Below are 15,455 nucleotides of genomic sequence, written 5' to 3' on the forward strand. Positions count from 1 at the left end.
GAACCCCGTCAACGGCCCGCCGACCAGTCGGTCAGCTCGACCAGCACGGCGAGGGCGGCGGCGCCCAGCTCGTCGACGTCGTCGGCGAGCTCGGCCAGCGGCACCGCCGTCCCCGGCGCGCACAGCCGGGCCGTGAGCCGCTCGGTCGCGGCGGTCAGCCGGGCCCGCGGCTCGGCCGTCGCCGTCTCCGGCCGCGGCGCCCGCTCGGGCCACGGTTCGCCGAGCTCGCGGCACAGCCGGGGCAGCCGGCGCAGCAGCTGGGCGCAGGAGGAGGCGGTCCGCCAGGCGCTCCCACCCATCAGGTCCGGCGGGCAGCGCAGGGTCGCGCCGGCCCAGCGGACGGCGCCCAGCACGTCGGTCCACACGACGTCGGAGACCACCGGGGCCACGGCACCGCCGGTCCGGGGGCGGTGCGCGCGCACCAGCACGCCGCCGAGCGAGGGGTCGTACAACCACGTCGGGGGGAGCGCATCAGCCATGGCGCGAGCGTCGACCGCGGACCCGGCAGGACCCCGGACGGCGGCTGTGACCTTTCCGTGACCACTCTCGGTGACGAGCCTCACGGACGGTATTCGGTCGCCAGAGGAATCTTCTCCTGCCACCCTGGTTACCTCTGTTGCATCGAGCACCGAACTGCCCGTTGATCGAGGAGTCCCCGTGTCCTGCCCGTCCCTGCTCCGCCGCCCGACCCTGGGTGGCACCGTGGACGCGCAGCTGCACGCCCCGGCGACGACCCGGGTGCTGACTGCCTGGCGCCGGCTCCGCACCCGGCTGCACGGGGACGACGGGCTGGCCCAGTTCACCCGCTACGTGGTCGTCGGCGTCCTCTCCAGCTCGCTCTACGCGGTCGCGTTCATCGGCCTCGCCGGCGGGCTGGGCGACCAGACCGCCAACCTCGCCGGCTCGATCGGGTCGACCCTGCTGGCCAACGAGCTGCACCGGCGGCTGACCTTCCACGCCGGGTCCCGGGTGCACTGGTTCACCGCGCAGTGGGAGGCCGGCGGCGTGGCCGCGGTCGGCCTGGTCGCCACCTCGCTGGCCCTCGCCGGCGCCCACTCGGTGCTCGGGCCGATCGCCCAGCAGTGGCAGCTCGCCCTGATCGCCGCCGTCACCGGCCTCATCGGCCTGGTGCGCTTCGTCGCGCTGCGCAGCTGGGTGTTCGCACCCGCCACGTCCCACCGGGGCTGAGCCGACCGACGACCGGCGACCGGACCCGCTCGGCGTCCCCGTTCGAGATCGCCACCGCCCCTAGGCTGGCCCGCATGCCGATCCGACCGGTCCGCGCGCTCGCCGGGGTCGCCGCCGGCGCCCTCCTGCTCCTCCCCCTGGCCGCCTGCGGCTCCGACAGCGGCGTCTCCTGCTCGGGGCGCACCTGCACGGCGACGCTGTCCGGCGACGACGCCACGGTGAGCGTGCTCGGCAACGACCTGGCGTTCGCCGGCACGCAGGACGGCAAGGCGAGCCTGTCCGTGGGCGATGCCCAGGTGTCGTGCGCGCAGGGCGAGGAGGTCTCCGCGGGCCCGCTGACGCTCACGTGCACCGAGGTCACCGACGACTCGGTGAAGCTCTCGGCGTCCCTCGGCTGACCCTCCCGGGGGGTGCTCCGGGGGGTGGTGCACGGGCCCCCCGGAGGGCCATGTACAGTTCTCCATGCCCCGAGCGAGAACGAGCCCCCATCGTCTAGCGGTCCAGGACGCCGCCCTTTCAAGGCGGTAGCACGGGTTCGAACCCCGTTGGGGGCACGCACCACCAGCACCACACAGCAAGGCCCTGTAGCGCAGTTGGTTAGCGCGCCGCCCTGTCACGGCGGAGGTCGCGGGTTCGAGTCCCGTCAGGGTCGCCATCCGGTGCCCGGCTCCTGGCCGGTCGCACCGGGAGGGGCAGGTAGCTCAGTCGGTACGAGCGCTCGCCTGAAAAGCGAGAGGTCGGCGGTTCGACCCCGCCCCTGCCCACCAGACGTTCCCCGAGGGCGCCGCGCATCCCGCGCGGCGCCCTCGGGCGTTCCCGGGGGTTCCTTCCCGAACGCGGGAAGGGCGCCGCACCGGCGGTGCGACGCCCTCCCCCGCCGAGCGGCGGCGGTCAGCGGCCGCCGGCGCCCCGCCCGGAGCGGTGCGGCGCGGCCCCACCGGCCAGGGCCAGGTCCTGCTGGACCACGGTGAACTGCCGCTTCGGCTTCAGCTGCTCGTCGTAGAGCAGCGCGGCACCCTCACCCGGGAAGGTCTCCGGCACCCAGGAGTTGGCGTCCCCGACACCCCACACGGTGTAGGAGATGCAGCGCTGCACGAACAGGCAGGCCTTCACCGTCTGGTCCCAGTAGGCCTCCTGCACCGACTGCAGCTGACCGGACGCCGGGGTGTTCTCCGTCCCCGCCTGCACGTCGGTCCGGACGTCGACCTCCGTCTCGGCCACGTCGAGCCCGAGGTCGGCGAAGCGCTGCAGCTGCTCCTGCAGGTTCGGGAAGCCGTAGTCGGTGCTCAGGTGGGTCTGGAAGCCCACGCCGTCGATCGGCACCCGCTGCGCCTTCAGCTTCTTGACCAGCTCGTACACCGCGTCCACCTTGGGGCCGCTGTACTCGATGTTGTAGTCGTTGTAGAACAACTCGGCGCCCGGGTCGGCCTGCTTGGCCCAGCGGAAGGCGTCGGCGATGTAGTCGGTGCTGTTGCCCCAGGCCTTGTACCAGATGCTCTGCCGCGGGGTGCCGTCCTCGTTGAACGCCTCGTTGACGACGTCCCAGGCCCAGATCCGCCCGCGGTAGCGGCCGACCTCGTCCTGCACGTGCTGCTTGAGGACCTGCTTGAGCTCCTCGTTGCTGAAGGACGTGGTGGTGCCGCCGTCCTGCGCCAGCCAGGCGGGCAGCTGGCTGTGCCAGACCAGGGTGTGCCCGCGCACGAGCTGGCCGTTGCGCTGCGCGCTGGCCACGAGCTCGTCGGCGCCGGACCAGTCGTACTGCCCCCGCTGCGGCTCGACGACCTCCCACTTCATGACGTTCTCCGGCGTCACCGAGCTGAACTGCGTGTTCACGATCCCGGTGTAGGTCGGGTCGGCCCCGAGCAGGTCCGTGTTGACGGCGGTGCCCACCCGCAGCCCGGTGCGGGCGGCGAGCGCGCGCAGCGAGTCGTCCATCACCCGGCCGGGGGCGTGCGCCTGCGGGCCGTGCTGCTGGGCGGTCTGCGGATGGGCGGGCGCCGCCGGCTGGGCGAGCGCTGCGGTCGGTGCGGCGAGGACGGCGGTCACGCCGACGGTCCCGATGACGAGCGAGCGACGAAGGCTCACGGGTGCTCCTTTGCACGGTCGATGCGGTTCCGTCTCCCGACCCGAGTTCCGAAACTTTCGAGGCCGGAAGACGACTCGGGAAAGCTAGGAGCGTGCTGTGACGTGGGTCAACCCCGTGACTGGCTGCGGAGCGTGGTCATGTCGCTGCAACGCAGGTCACAGGCTCACCGAGAACTTCTACGAAAAGTTTCGAACTGCACCGACACGCCGGGGGCGCGGCGTGTCACCCACTCCAGCGAGTTGCTGGCCGCCGCACAGGAAACACGCAGGAACCTCCCTCACAGTGGGCACATGACCACGACCGCCTCCTCCGCGAACAGCTCCCGGGCCCAGCTGACCCGCCCGGACGGCAGCGCCCTGCGGGTGCTGGTCGTCGACGACGAGCCGTCGATCTGCGACCTCCTGTCGATGGCGCTGCGCTACGAGGGGTGGGACGTCCGCACCGCCCACGACGGCGCGTCGGCGGTCACCGCGGCCCGCGAGTTCCGGCCGGACGCCGTCGTCCTCGACGTGATGCTCCCCGACCTCGACGGCCTCGAGGTGCTGCGCCGGCTGCGCGCGGACGCGCCGCTGGTGCCGGTGGTCTTCCTGACCGCCAAGGACGCGCTGGAGGACCGGATCGCCGGGCTCACCGCGGGCGGCGACGACTACGTCACCAAGCCGTTCAGCCTCGAGGAGGTCGCCGCCCGGCTGCGCGGCCTGCTGCGCCGCACCAGCCGCGTGGTGGCCGACGACGGCCTGCTGGTCGTCGGCGACCTCACCCTGGACGAGGAGAGCCACGAGGTGACCCGTGGCGGCGACGACATCCGGCTCACCGCCACCGAGTTCGAGCTGCTGCGCTACCTGATGCGCAACCCCAAGCGGGTGCTGTCCAAGGCGCAGATCCTCGACCGGGTGTGGCAGTACGACTTCGGCGGCCAGGGCAACATCGTCGAGCTCTACATCTCCTACCTGCGCCGCAAGATCGACGCCGGCCGCGCGCCGATGATCCACACCCTGCGCGGCGCCGGGTACGTGATCAAGCCCGCCCCCTGATGCGCCTGCCGCTCGTCTCCGCACCGCGCCCGCGACGTCTGACGTTGCGGGCGCGGTTGCTGTGGGCGTTCGTCGTCCCGCTGGCCCTCGTCCTGGTGCTGGTGGGCGTGGTGTCGACGACGGTGCTGCGCGGCCACCTGGTCGACCAGGTCGACGCCCGGCTCGCCCAGGCGCAGGACCGGGCCCTGCACGCGGCCGTGCGCTACGGCAGCCCCCCGCCCGCCGAGCCGTCCTGGCAGGGCACCGACGCCGACGGGCCCACCACCCCGGACTTCTACGACACCCCCGGCCAGGGGGACGGCACGTTGAGCGCCGTCATCGAGAACGGCATCTGCACCGAGGGCGCCACGCTGACCCCGGACGGCCAGGCCCGGACGATCAGCCGGCCGCAGGCCATCGCGGTCGCCTACGCCAGCGCCTCCTCGGACATCCAGACGGTCGACCTCGGCGGCGACCTGGGCGACTACCGGCTGGTGGCCAACCAGGCCCCCGGCGGCCGGTTCATCGTCACCGGGCTGCCGCTGCGCGGCACCGACGAGGCCGTGCGCAACCTGGCGACCGTCGAGGTGCTGGCCGGGCTCATCGGGCTGGCCGCCGCGGCCGGGCTCGGCGCCCTGGTGATCCGCCGGACGATGCGCCCCCTGGACCGGGTGGCCGCCACCGCGACCCGGGTGTCGGAGCTGCCGCTGTCCATCGGCGAGGTCCGGCTGGCCGAGCGGGTGCCCCCGGCCGACACCGACCAGCACACCGAGGTCGGCCAGGTGGGCGCCGCGTTCAACCGGATGCTCGACCACGTGGAGAGCTCGCTGGCCGCCCGCCAGGCGTCGGAGACCCAGGTGCGGCAGTTCGTCGCCGACGCCAGCCACGAGCTGCGCACCCCGCTGGCCAGCATCCGGGGCTACGCGGAGCTGGTGCGCCGGCAGGGCCGCGACGTGCCCGCCGACGTCGGCCACGCGCTGCGCCGGGTGGAGAGCGAGGCGGTCCGGATGACCGAGCTGGTCGAGGAGCTGCTGCTGCTCGCCCGCCTGGACGCCGGCCGCGAGCTCACCACCGAGGACGTCGACCTGACCGAGCTCGCCGTCGACGCGGTCAGCGACGCCCACGCCGCCGGCCACGAGCACCGCTGGCAGCTGGACCTGCCGCCCGCCGCCGTCACCGTCCCCGGCGACCGGGCCCGGCTGCACCAGGTGCTGGCCAACCTGCTGGCCAACGGCCGCGCGCACACCCCCGAGGGCACGCTGGTGACCGTCGGCCTGCGGGTCGACGAGGGCTGGGCGGTGCTCACGGTCACCGACGACGGGCCCGGCATCCCGGAGCCGCTGCGCTCGAAGGTGTTCGAGCGGTTCGCCCGCGGCGACGCCTCCCGGTCCCGGTCGGCCGGCAGCACCGGGCTGGGGCTGGCGATCGTGCACGCGGTCGTGAGCGCGCACGGCGGGGCCGTCGAGGTCGACTCGCACCCCGGCCGCACGGTGTTCACCGTCCGGCTGCCGCACGCCACGGCGGCCGCGCCCGACCCCGAGGACGACGTGCCGGCCGCCTGAGCACTGGGGTCAGCCGGTCACCCGGTCGGCGGCCACCTGCTCGTACACCTGGGCGTGCACCCGCTGGACGGCGGCGCGCTGCTCGGTCCGCCAGGCCCGGTCGACCCGGGCCGGCAGCGGCCGGGCCAGCGCGGCGAGCACCGCGGAGGTCAGCGACCCGGCGTCCAGCCCGGTGCGCGGGTCGTTGCCGTAGGGGATGACGTCGGACCACTGCTGCTCGAGGTGCCCGCCCCCGGGGACGACGGCGCGGGTGCCCGCGTCGCGGCACAGCTCGAGCCAGCCGGAGTGGCTGCGGGCGCGGTGCGGCAGCACGGAGACCACGAGCTCCTGCAGGTACCGCACCGTCTCGGCCGGGGTGGCCGGGGCGGTGCGCTGCAGCTCCAGGTCACCGGCGTCGGCGAGGGCGGCCAGCTCGGGCAGCGCGCGGGGCAGGTCGACCTGCGGGGCGACGTCCACCCGCAGCCGGCCGCCGCCGGAGACCGCTCCGGACAGGGCGGCGCGGACCACGGTCAGCGGCTCGGGGGCGTCGCCGTCCAGCGCGCCGAGGTGCACCCCGACCAGCCGGGTGCCCCGGTCGACGTCCGGCGTCGGCGCGGCCAGCGAGGGGTGCGCCACCACGATCGCGGTGCGGCCGAAGTCGTCGGCGATCCGGTCGGCGGCGCCGGGGGTCAGCGTCAGCACCACCTCGGCGGTGTCCAGCAGCGCGCCCAGGTGCGCCCGGTGCCGGGCGCGGGAGACGCCGTCGTCGGGCACGAGCTGGTGCACGGTGACCACCAGCGGCACCCCGGTCCGGCGCACGGCCGCGGTCCACTCGTCCATCTGCGGCAGGGTGAGCGCGCCGTAGCCCCAGTGCAGGTGGAGCACGTCGATCGCGTCGGCCGACCTCGCCAGGTGCTCCGGGTCCAGCCACGGGCTCACCCCGCGGGTGCCGGTGGGCTCGCCGCCCACCCGGACGACGTCCGCCGGCAGCGCCGCGTCCAGGTAGGGGTGCGCGGCCGGGACCGTCGCGACCCGCAGCGGGCGGACCGGCCCCGGGTCGGACGGGGACGCGTGGGACGACGACGTGCTGGCCTCCGGTGGTCGGCGCTCGACCCCAGGGCTGGCTGGTCGCTCGAGTGCGATGTCGGTACGGGCCGTCAGTGGACCCGGACCAGCTCTCATCGTCACCCACCGCGACCGGTTCCAAACACCGGGGTGCCCCTCCCGGGGGACGGACGTCAGCCCTGCGCGCGCACCTCGGCCAGGATCGGCTTCGCCACCGCGAGCGCGTGGTTGGCCGCCGGCACCCCGGCGTAGACGGCGGTGTGCAGGCACACCGCGGCGATCTCGTCGTCGGTCAGCCCGTTGTTCACCGCCGCGCGCACGTGCAGGGCGAACTCGTCCCAGTGCCGCAGCGACGCGGTGATCGCCAGGGTGAGCATGCTGCGCTCCCGGCGGGTGAGCTCCGGGCGCTGCCAGAGGTCGCCCCACGCCACCCGGGTGATGAAGTCCTGGAAGTCGGCGGTCAGCGGGGTGACCCCGGCGACGGCCCGGTCGACGTGCGCGTCGCCCAGCACCTCCCGCCGGACGCGCATGCCCGCCTCGCGGCGCTCGTCGTCGGTGCTGGGCTGGACCGGCTCGCTCATCGTTCGTCTCCTGCGGCGTCGAGGTGGCCGAGCAGCGCGCCGGTGACCTGCAGCGGCTGCTCGAGGTTGGCCAGGTGGGCGCCGGGGCTGACGCTGAGCAGCTCGGCGCCGGCGATGCCGTCGGCGATCGCCTGCTGGTGGTCCGGGGGCAGCGCGGGGTCCTCGGCGCCGGACACCACCAGCGTGGGGGCGGTGATCCGGCCGAGGTCCGCGCGCAGGTCGATGCCGGCGACGACCTCGGCGCAGGCGGCGTATCCCTCGTCGTCGCTGCCAGCGACCATCGCCTCGAGCCGGGCGACCAGGTCGGGGTGGGCGGCCGCGTGGGCGGGGGTCAGCCAGCGGCTGACCACGGCGGGCGCGAACGAGGCGGTGCCGTCGGCCCGGGCGGCGGCCGCGCGGGTGAGGAACCCCTGCGGCTCGGTCTTCGCCGAGCTGCACAGGACGGCGAGCCGGTGCACCCGCTGCGGCTCCCGGGCCGCCAGCCGCAGCGCGGTCATGCCGCCCAGCGACAGCCCGGCCACGTGCGCCCGTGCGACGCCGAGGCGGTCGAGGAGGGCCACGACGTCGTCGACGAGGTCGTCGAGCGTGTACGGCCCGGCCGGCGCCGGCGACGTCCCGTGCCCGCGGGTGTCGTAGGTGACCACCCGGTACCGCTCGGCCAGCGCCGGCACCTGCGGGTCCCACATGGCGCGGGTGGCGCCCAGGGAGTTGGACAGGACGACGACCGGCGCGTCCTCGGGCCCGTCGACGGTGGCGTCGACCTCGATCGCGGTCACTGCGGCTCTCCCGGGGTCAGTTCCTGCACGGTCAGCACGTGCGCGGCCAGCACGGCGTCCACCTGGGCGCCGGCCTCGCCCACGTCCGGCACGCTGTCGGCGACCAGCGCCGCGCCGTCGACGTCGGGGCGGGCCAGCACGACGTCGGCCAGCGGCCGGCCCTCGGCGGCGGCGGTGCGGACGGCGGCCGCCGCGGCCTCGTGCGCGGCGTCGGCGCCCAGCGACGGGGCCAGCGCCTCGGCCAGGCCGCGGGCCAGCTGGGGGTCGCTCGCCGCCGCGGCGGTGTCGGCCATCCGGGCGGTGTCCAGCCGCAGCGACGCCAGGCTCTCGGCGAGCCAGGAGGCGGCCGACCCGACGCTGCGCAGCAGTTCGGTGAGCGTCGGCCACTCGCTGTGCCAGGCGCCCGCGGCCCGCTCGTGCTCCTGCTCCATGGCGGCCAGCAGCGTCGCGACCAGGCCCGGCGCGCGGCGCGCGCAGGCCCGCGCGGAGATCGCGGCCACCGGGTTCGCCTTGTGCGGCATCGCCGAGGAGCCGCCCCGCGTCTCGGACACCTCGGCGGCCTCGCGGACCTCGGTCTGGGCCAGCAGGACGACGTCGACGGCGATGGTGGCGACCACGCCGGCCGCGGCGCCGAGCGCGCCGGCGAGGTCGGCGATCGGCAGCCGCACGGTGAACCAGGGCACCGGCGTGGTGACCAGGCCCAGCTCCGCGGCCAGCGCCGCCCGCAGGTCGACGCCCGATCCGCGGCTCGCGGCGAGCGTCCCGACCGCCCCGCCGTACTGGACCGGCAGCGACGCGGACACCGCGGCCAGCCGGGCGCGGGCACCGTCCAGCCCGGCCAGCCAGGCCGCCGCCTTCAGGCCCACCGTCACCGGCAGCGCCTGCTGCATGAGGGTGCGGCCCATCAGCACGTCGTCCCGGTGCGCGGCGGCGAGCCGGGCCACGGTGTCCGCCGCGGCCGCGAGGTCGGCGTCGATGGCGGCGACCGCCCGCCGGGCGAGCAGCACCAGCGCGGTGTCGACGACGTCCTGGCTGGTGGCGCCGACGTGCACGGCTCCGCCCGCGTGCGGGCCGACCGCCTGCTGCAGCGCCTTCACCAGCGGAGGCACCGGGTTGCCGGCGTCCGCCGCGCGGGCGACGACCGCAGCGACGTCCAGCCGGCCCGGCTCGGTGCAGACCCGGGTCACCTCGTCGGCTGCGGTCTGCGGCACCAGGCCGGTGCGGGCGGCCGCCCGGGCCAGGGCGGCCTCCACCTGCAGCAGCGCGGCGAGCCAGGCGTCGTCGGAGACGGCGCCGGCCGCCGCGCCGCGCGCGAACGTGCCGTCGAACAAGCCGGTCATGGGTGCAGTCTGCGTCAGACGGCGAAGAAGACCGTCTCCTGCATGCCCTTCTCGGTGCAGTCCTGCAGGTGGATGTCCAGCCAGTAGCCGTCGTCGGTCCTCCGGGCGATCAGCGTCCGGCGGGAGTCGTCGTCCGGCAGGCTCGCCAGCACGTCGTCCTCGGCGTTGGCCGCCTCCTCGTCGCCGAAGTAGATCCGGGTGACCACCCGGTCCAGCAGGCCGCGGGCGAAGACCGAGACGTCGACGTGCGGGGCCTGCAGGCCGCCCTTGCCGTCGTCGACCCGGCCCGGCTTGAGGGTCAGCACCCCGTACTCACCGGGCGGCGTGACCGTGCTCGACCGGCCGAAGCCGCGGAAGCCGGGGAACCGGCGCTCACCGGCGGGGGCGTCCGGGTGGTCGAAGCGACCCTCCGGGTCGGCCTGCCAGGTCTCGATCATCGCGTCGGGCACCAGGTTGCCGGCGCCGTCGTAGACGCGGCCGCGCAGCCAGACCGCACCTTCGGTGCCCTCGGCGACGGCGTACGGCCCGTCACCCCAGGTCAGCCCGATGGCCAGGTACGGCCCCACGGTGGCGCTGGGCGAGGTGCCCAGCCGGAACGGCTCGGTGAGGAAGCCGCTGCCCCGGGTCGGCGTGCCCGGCAGCCGCTGCTCCTGGTCCGCGGCGGCCAGGATCTGCGGGTCCACCCAGCCCCCGGCGACCAGGTCCTCCGGGAAGCCGGCCTCGTTGCTCGTCACGCGACATCTCCGTCGTCATCGGTCTCGAAGGGGGTCTGCTCGCGGCCGCGCAGGACGATGTCCCACTGGTAGGCCAGCGCCCAGTTGTCCTGGGTGCGGTCGAGCTCGAACGTGGCGATCGCGCGGTGGCGGGCCGACGGCGGGATCGCGTTGAAGATCGGGTCCTGCCAGAACAGCGGGTCGCCCGGGAAGTACATCTGGGTGACCAGGCGCTGGGTGAAGGCCTGGCCGAAGAGGCTGAAGTGGATGTGCGCCGGCCGCCACGCGTTGTGGTGGTTGCCCCACGGGTAGGCGCCGGGCTTGATGGTCGTGAACTCGTACCGGCCCAGGCTGTCGGTCATCACCCGGCCGAGCCCGTCGAAGTGCGGGTCCAGCGGCGCGGGCCAGTTGTCGACGACGTGCCGGTAGCGGCCGGCCGCGTTCGCCTGCCACACCTCCACCAGCGCGTTGGGCACCGGGCGACCGCCGCTGTCGAGCACCCGGCCGAACACGATGATCCGCTGGCCCTGGGCCTCGCCGCCCAGCCGCAGGGTGAGGTCGTTGTCGCCGGGGCGCACCCGGTCCTCGCCCAGCACCGGGGAGGTGACCTCGGTGAGCCGCTGGGGCAGGTCGACCGGGGTGCGCAGCGGGGCGCGCAGCCCGGTGCTCCGGTAGTCGGGGAACGCCACCGGGGTGCGCCGGCTGGGGTCCTCCTGCAGGTAGCGCGGCAGGATCAGCGCGCTGTCCGACTCCGGCCGAGGCGGCCGCGATGTGGTCCCGGTCATGTCCGGGACGGTACGTCGGGCCAGTACGCTCCCCCAGCGGTCGCTTCCGCTCACCAGAAGACGGAATGCGATGAGAGGAGGTGGGGATGGCCGGTGGCGGAACCGTGCCGGGCAGGTCGGTCACCTCGCGGGCCCTGGGCGTGCTGGACGCGTTCGACGCCACCCACCCGCGCCTGACGCTGTCCGAGGTGGCCGAGCGGTCGGGCACCCCGCTCACGACCACGCACCGGCTGCTGGCCGAGCTGGTCGAGTGGGGCGCGCTGGCCCGGCGACCCGACGGCCGCTACGAGGTGGGCCGCAAGCTCTGGGACCTCGGCCTGCTGGCGCCCGTGCAGCTGGAGCTGCGCCAGGTCGCCGCTCCGTTCCTGCTCGACGTGCACACCACCACCCGCGACACCGTGCACCTCGCCGTCCGCGAGGGGCTGCGCGCGCTGTACGTCGAGCGGATCTCCGGCCGGGAGTCGACGCCGATCGTCAGCACCGTGGGCAGCCGGCTGCCGCTGCACGCCACCGGCGTCGGCAAGGTGCTGCTGGCCTCCGCCCCCGACGAGGTCGTCGACCAGGCGCTGCGCAACCTCAGCCGGGAGACCCGGCACACCGTCGTCGACCCGCGGGTCATCACCCGGGAGCTGGCCGAGGTGCGCCGGCGCGGGTTCGCCCGGACGACGGAGGAGATGAGCCCGGGCACCGCGTCGGTCGCCGTCCCGGTGGTGGCCGACCGTGGCGGGGAGACGCTGGTCGTGGCGGCGCTCGGGATCGTCGTCGCCGCGCACCGCCGCGACGCCACCCGGCTGGCCCCGGTGCTGCAGGTCGCCGCGCGCGGCATCGGCCGGGAGCTCTCCCGGACCGCCGACTGGAGGTGAGCGTTTCCGGCCAGCGGGAGGGCCGGTTCCGGTCCCGGCGGTAGCCGGGGTCACACTCTGGTCGTGCGCACCCAGGTGGGGATCATCGGAGCCGGACCGGCCGGGCTGCTGCTGTCCCGGCTGCTGCAGCTGCAGGGCATCGACACGGTCGTGCTGGAGAGCCGCTCCCGCGAGTACGTCGAGGCCCGCATCCGCGCGGGCATCCTCGAGCAGCACACCGTGCAGACGCTGATCGACGCCGGTGTGGGCGACCGGCTGCAGCGGGAGGGCCTGCCGCACGACGGCATCCACCTGCAGTACCCCGGCGTCCGGCACCACCTGGACTTCCCGGAGCTGTGCGGGCGCCAGGTCTGGGTCTACGGGCAGACCGAGGTCACCAAGGACCTCATCAAGGCGCAGCTGGACGGCGGCCCGCCGCTGCTGTTCGACGTCTCCGACGTGTCCCCGGAGGACGTCGACGGCGACAGCCCGCGCATCCGGTTCACCGACGCCGAGGGCAACCCGCAGGTGCTCGAGTGCGACGTCATCGCCGGCACCGACGGCTTCCACGGCGTCTCGCGGCCGATCGTCACCGCCGGCACCGCCGGGCGCACGTGGGAGCGCACCTACCCCTTCGCCTGGCTGGGCATCCTGGCCGACGTCGCGCCGTCCGAGGACGAGCTGATCTACGCCTGGCACCCCGACGGCTTCGCGCTGTCCTCGATGCGCTCGCCGACGGTGTCCCGCCTGTACCTGCAGGTCGACCCGACCGAGAAGATCGAGGACTGGTCCGACGACCGGATCTGGGACGGCCTGTCGAAGCGCTTCGCCCTGGACGGCTGGGAGCTGGAGACCGGCCCGGTCACCGAGAAGTCGATCCTGCCGATGCGCTCGTTCGTGAGCGCGCCGATGCGCCGCGGCCGGCTGTTCCTCGCCGGCGACGCCGCGCACATCGTGCCGCCCACGGGCGCGAAGGGGCTCAACCTCGCCGTCGCCGACGTCACCCTGCTCGCGCAGGCGCTGGTCCGGCTGCTGCAGGAGGGGCAGACCGACCTGGCCGACAGCTACTCCGACCGGGCGCTGGCGCGGGTCTGGCGGTGCACCCACTTCTCCTGGTGGATGACCTCGATGCTGCACCGCTCGGGCGACGACTTCGACGCCGAGCTGCAGCTGTCCCAGCTGCGCCGGGTCTGCTCGTCCGAGGCCGCCGCCCGCGAGCTCGCCGAGAACTACACCGGCCTCCCCCTCGACCGCTGACCCCTCCCGCTCCCGCGCGAGGAACCGGCCCGCTTTCGGCGCCGAAAGCGGGAGTGTGGGGTCCTCCGCGGTCAGGACGCCGGGACGGCGACCGGCTCGAGCTCCTCCTCGGTGCCCCGGCTGCCGGCGCCGAGCAGCGTCGCCACCACCCCGACGACCGCGTACCCGACGAGTACCAGGGACGCCGCCCCGACGCCCGCGCCGCCGAAGTAGACGATGCCGCGGACCGCGTCGGTGCCGGCGCCCGGCGGCAGCCACGGGCCGATCGCCGCCCAGAACGGCGGCAGCAGCGGCGCGGGGTACGCCCCGCCGGCGCTCGGGTTGCCCAGCACCACGAACAGCAGGATCGCCAGGCCGATGCCGACCAGCCCGGTCCACACCTGCAGCGCCGTGGTGAACGCGCCGACGGCGAAGACCAGCAGGGCGCCGAAACCGGCCAGCGCCCAGAAGTGCCCGTCGAACACGTCGAGCACCGGGCCGACGATGACCGCGCCGCCGATGCCGGAGACGAGCGAGTAGACCGCGAGCGCACCGAGCCGCACCAGGCCGCGCAGCCGGGTCACCGGTCGCGAGCCGGCGCTGACGCCGATGATCGAGGCGACCAGGTAGCCGCCGACCACCCAGCCGACGGCGAGGTAGAAGGCGGAGAGACCGCGGGCGTCGCTGGCCGCGGCCGGCAGCGCGTCCTCGGTGGTGACGGTGCGGCCCTGCGCGGCGTCGACCCGGGTGACGACCTCGGTGAGCGCGGAGCTGACCGCGCCGCCCTCGGCACCGGCGACCAGCAGCCGGTCCTCGGTGCCGGTGCCCAGCAGGTAGACGCCGTCGACCTCGCGGTCGGCCAGCAGCGCGCGGGCGGCGTCCTCACCGGCCGCGACCCGGGCATCGAGCGGGTCGCCGCCCAGCCCGTCGAGCCGGTCGGCGACCTGCTCGGCGGTGCCCGCCGGCGCACCCGCCGGGGCGACGACGGCCACCGGCACCTGCCGCGGCGACGGGGAGTGGAAGGCGCCGACGTAGCTGAGCACGAAGCCCAGCTGCAGCAGCAGGACCCCGATGACGAGCACCGCCGCCCGGAGGGTGACGCCGGGCAGCAGCTCCCGCCGCGGCGCCTCGTGCTGCCCGTGCCGGGTCGTCCCGGACCGCTGCCCTGTGCTCGCCATCCCACGCTCCGATACTCGCTGGTATTCGATACCAGCCAGTATGCTCTTCCTCATGGCGCGCACAACCCCGCCGGACGAGACCCCCCGCACACCCCGCCCACCCAAGGACGAGGTGCGGGCGCGGGTGATCCGCGCCGCCGGCCAGGTGTTCGCCGAGCGGGGCTTCGCCGGCGCGACGATCGACCAGGTCGCCGCGGCCGCCGGGTTCACCAAGGGCGCCGTCTACTCGAACTTCGGCAGCAAGGACGACCTCTTCCTCGCCCTCATGCAGGCCGAGGTGACCACCCGGGTGGCCGCCGTCGAGCGGTCGCTGGCGGCCACCACCGACCTGCCCGACGCCCTGGCCGCCGTGGGTGCCGAGCTGTCCCGCCGGGACCCCACCTGGCAGCTGCTGTTCCTGGAGTTCTGGCAGCGGGCCGTGCGCGACCCCGCGGTGCGCGAGGCGTTCGTCGCCAGCCGGCGCGACCTGCGCGCGAGGATCGCCGTGGTCGTCGACCGGTTCCTAGCCGAGCACCCGGCCCGCACCGGCTGGAACGCCGGCACGCTCACCCTCGTGCTCGTCAGCCTCACCCACGGGCTGGCCATCGAGGGACTCCCGGACCCGGACGCCGTGCCGCCGGACGTCGTCCCCCGGGTGCTCGCGGACCTGTTGCGCGGCGAGTGACCTGGCCCACTCTTCCCAATGCCCGCGCTGCTCTGGCAGACTCTGACGGGTCGATTCGTCCAAGTGCGGTCGACATGTTGACGGCAACTGGCAGAGTCGCCCATCCCCGAGCGGATGTTCGGCCACATCTGCCCGGCGCGAACCGCTGACACGGACCGGTCCTCCCCACTACTTTCCAGGGCATGCTCTCCACGCTCCTGGTCGTCGCCGGTGTCCTCGTCGGCCTCGTGGTCCTGCTGGCCCTGATCGTGGGTCTCAGCGGCCGGCCGGCCACCCGCGGCGCCACCACCGCGAACCGGACCCCCTCGTGGGTCGTCGACGCCGGTCAGCCGCACCCGGACGCCTGGGCGCCGCTGTCGCAGACCAGCACCCAGATCCGCGCCGTCCGGTAGCCGGACCGGCCGCTCGACCTCCGACAGCCCCGCACCGGCCCCGGTGCGGGGCTGT

At 75.0% G+C, this 15,455-nt stretch carries 17 protein-coding genes and 3 tRNA genes; 11 read left to right on the forward strand and 9 right to left on the reverse strand.

Going from position 1 to position 15,455, the window contains the following annotated elements; all coding sequences use genetic code 11:
- Positions 1-8: 8 nt before the first annotated feature.
- The gene (locus AB0J00_RS00975; RefSeq protein WP_357738828.1) at positions 9-479 is read right to left on the reverse strand and encodes a hypothetical protein; all 471 of its coding nucleotides are present in this window, start codon (positions 477-479) and stop codon (positions 9-11) included.
- 178 nt (positions 480-657) lie between these two features.
- On the opposite strand from AB0J00_RS00975, the gene AB0J00_RS00980 reads away from it, so the two are divergent.
- From AB0J00_RS00980 to AB0J00_RS01000, 5 genes are all read left to right on the forward strand, one after another.
- Positions 658-1,188 (forward strand): GtrA family protein, encoded by a 531-nt coding sequence (locus AB0J00_RS00980; RefSeq protein WP_357738831.1) that lies wholly within the window; start codon positions 658-660, stop codon positions 1,186-1,188.
- A 74-nt stretch (positions 1,189-1,262) separates the two neighbouring features.
- Positions 1,263-1,586 (forward strand): hypothetical protein, encoded by a 324-nt coding sequence (locus AB0J00_RS00985; protein ID WP_357738834.1) that lies wholly within the window; start codon positions 1,263-1,265, stop codon positions 1,584-1,586.
- Positions 1,587-1,669: 83 nt separating this feature from the next.
- Positions 1,670-1,742: transfer RNA gene (locus AB0J00_RS00990), tRNA-Glu, on the forward strand.
- Positions 1,743-1,766: 24 nt separating this feature from the next.
- Positions 1,767-1,843 (forward strand) — tRNA-Asp (locus AB0J00_RS00995).
- 35 nt (positions 1,844-1,878) lie between these two features.
- Positions 1,879-1,955 (forward strand) — tRNA-Phe (locus tag AB0J00_RS01000).
- Positions 1,956-2,079: 124 nt separating this feature from the next.
- Here the strand turns inward: AB0J00_RS01000 and AB0J00_RS01005 are convergent.
- A complete protein-coding gene (locus tag AB0J00_RS01005; RefSeq protein WP_357738836.1) occupies positions 2,080-3,273 on the reverse strand; it encodes an endo-1,4-beta-xylanase in 1,194 nt (397 codons plus the stop codon).
- A gap of 357 nt (positions 3,274-3,630) precedes the next feature.
- Between AB0J00_RS01005 and AB0J00_RS01010 the strand changes: the two genes are divergently transcribed.
- A complete protein-coding gene (locus AB0J00_RS01010; protein ID WP_357740109.1) occupies positions 3,631-4,308 on the forward strand; it encodes a response regulator transcription factor in 678 nt (225 codons plus the stop codon).
- A 44-nt stretch (positions 4,309-4,352) separates the two neighbouring features.
- Positions 4,353-5,849, forward strand: coding sequence for a HAMP domain-containing sensor histidine kinase (locus tag AB0J00_RS01015; protein ID WP_357738839.1), 1,497 nt, complete (start codon positions 4,353-4,355; stop codon positions 5,847-5,849).
- A gap of 9 nt (positions 5,850-5,858) precedes the next feature.
- On the opposite strand, the gene AB0J00_RS01020 is transcribed toward AB0J00_RS01015, so the two are convergent.
- From AB0J00_RS01020 to pcaH, 6 genes are all read right to left on the reverse strand, one after another.
- Positions 5,859-6,797: a hypothetical protein gene (locus AB0J00_RS01020; protein ID WP_357738842.1), complete on the reverse strand. Its 939-nt coding sequence runs from the start codon at positions 6,795-6,797 to the stop codon at positions 5,859-5,861.
- A 269-nt stretch (positions 6,798-7,066) separates the two neighbouring features.
- Positions 7,067-7,474, reverse strand: a complete 408-nt coding sequence (gene pcaC, locus AB0J00_RS01025) for a 4-carboxymuconolactone decarboxylase (RefSeq protein ID WP_357738845.1) — start codon at positions 7,472-7,474, stop codon at positions 7,067-7,069.
- A complete protein-coding gene (pcaD, locus tag AB0J00_RS01030) occupies positions 7,471-8,250 on the reverse strand; it encodes a 3-oxoadipate enol-lactonase (RefSeq protein ID WP_357738848.1) in 780 nt (259 codons plus the stop codon). Before pcaD ends, pcaC begins: the two co-directional genes overlap by 4 nt.
- On the reverse strand, positions 8,247-9,590 hold the full coding sequence (gene pcaB / locus AB0J00_RS01035; RefSeq protein ID WP_357738851.1) for a 3-carboxy-cis,cis-muconate cycloisomerase: 1,344 nt from the start codon (positions 9,588-9,590) through the stop codon (positions 8,247-8,249). Before pcaB ends, pcaD begins: the two co-directional genes overlap by 4 nt.
- A 14-nt stretch (positions 9,591-9,604) precedes the next feature.
- Positions 9,605-10,324 (reverse strand): protocatechuate 3,4-dioxygenase subunit alpha, encoded by a 720-nt coding sequence (gene pcaG / locus AB0J00_RS01040; RefSeq protein WP_357738854.1) that lies wholly within the window; start codon positions 10,322-10,324, stop codon positions 9,605-9,607.
- Positions 10,321-11,088 carry a protocatechuate 3,4-dioxygenase subunit beta gene (pcaH, locus tag AB0J00_RS01045; RefSeq protein WP_357738857.1) on the reverse strand — a complete coding sequence of 256 codons (768 nt, stop codon included), beginning with the start codon at positions 11,086-11,088 and terminating at the stop codon, positions 10,321-10,323. The genes pcaG and pcaH overlap by 4 nt, the downstream gene beginning before the upstream one ends.
- A gap of 86 nt (positions 11,089-11,174) precedes the next feature.
- On the opposite strand from pcaH, the gene AB0J00_RS01050 reads away from it, so the two are divergent.
- Entirely contained in the window at positions 11,175-11,951 is a 777-nt protein-coding gene (locus AB0J00_RS01050; RefSeq protein ID WP_357738860.1) for an IclR family transcriptional regulator, read from the forward strand.
- Between the two features lie 63 nt (positions 11,952-12,014).
- Positions 12,015-13,187, forward strand: coding sequence for a 4-hydroxybenzoate 3-monooxygenase (locus AB0J00_RS01055; RefSeq protein WP_357738863.1), 1,173 nt, complete (start codon positions 12,015-12,017; stop codon positions 13,185-13,187).
- Positions 13,188-13,258: 71 nt separating this feature from the next.
- Here AB0J00_RS01055 and AB0J00_RS01060 read toward each other — a convergent pair whose 3' ends face one another.
- Positions 13,259-14,344: a DUF3533 domain-containing protein gene (locus AB0J00_RS01060; RefSeq protein ID WP_357738866.1), complete on the reverse strand. Its 1,086-nt coding sequence runs from the start codon at positions 14,342-14,344 to the stop codon at positions 13,259-13,261.
- 52 nt (positions 14,345-14,396) lie between these two features.
- On the opposite strand from AB0J00_RS01060, the gene AB0J00_RS01065 reads away from it, so the two are divergent.
- Together AB0J00_RS01065 and AB0J00_RS01070 are read left to right on the forward strand one after the other, a co-directional pair.
- Positions 14,397-15,008, forward strand: coding sequence for a TetR/AcrR family transcriptional regulator (locus AB0J00_RS01065; protein WP_357738869.1), 612 nt, complete (start codon positions 14,397-14,399; stop codon positions 15,006-15,008).
- 182 nt (positions 15,009-15,190) lie between these two features.
- The gene (locus AB0J00_RS01070; RefSeq protein ID WP_357738872.1) at positions 15,191-15,400 is read left to right on the forward strand and encodes a hypothetical protein; all 210 of its coding nucleotides are present in this window, start codon (positions 15,191-15,193) and stop codon (positions 15,398-15,400) included.
- The last annotated feature ends 55 nt before the right edge of the window (positions 15,401-15,455 follow it).

The sequence above is a fragment of the Modestobacter sp. NPDC049651 genome, assembly GCF_040659695.1.
Taxonomy (GTDB): Bacteria; Actinomycetota; Actinomycetes; order Mycobacteriales; family Geodermatophilaceae; genus Modestobacter.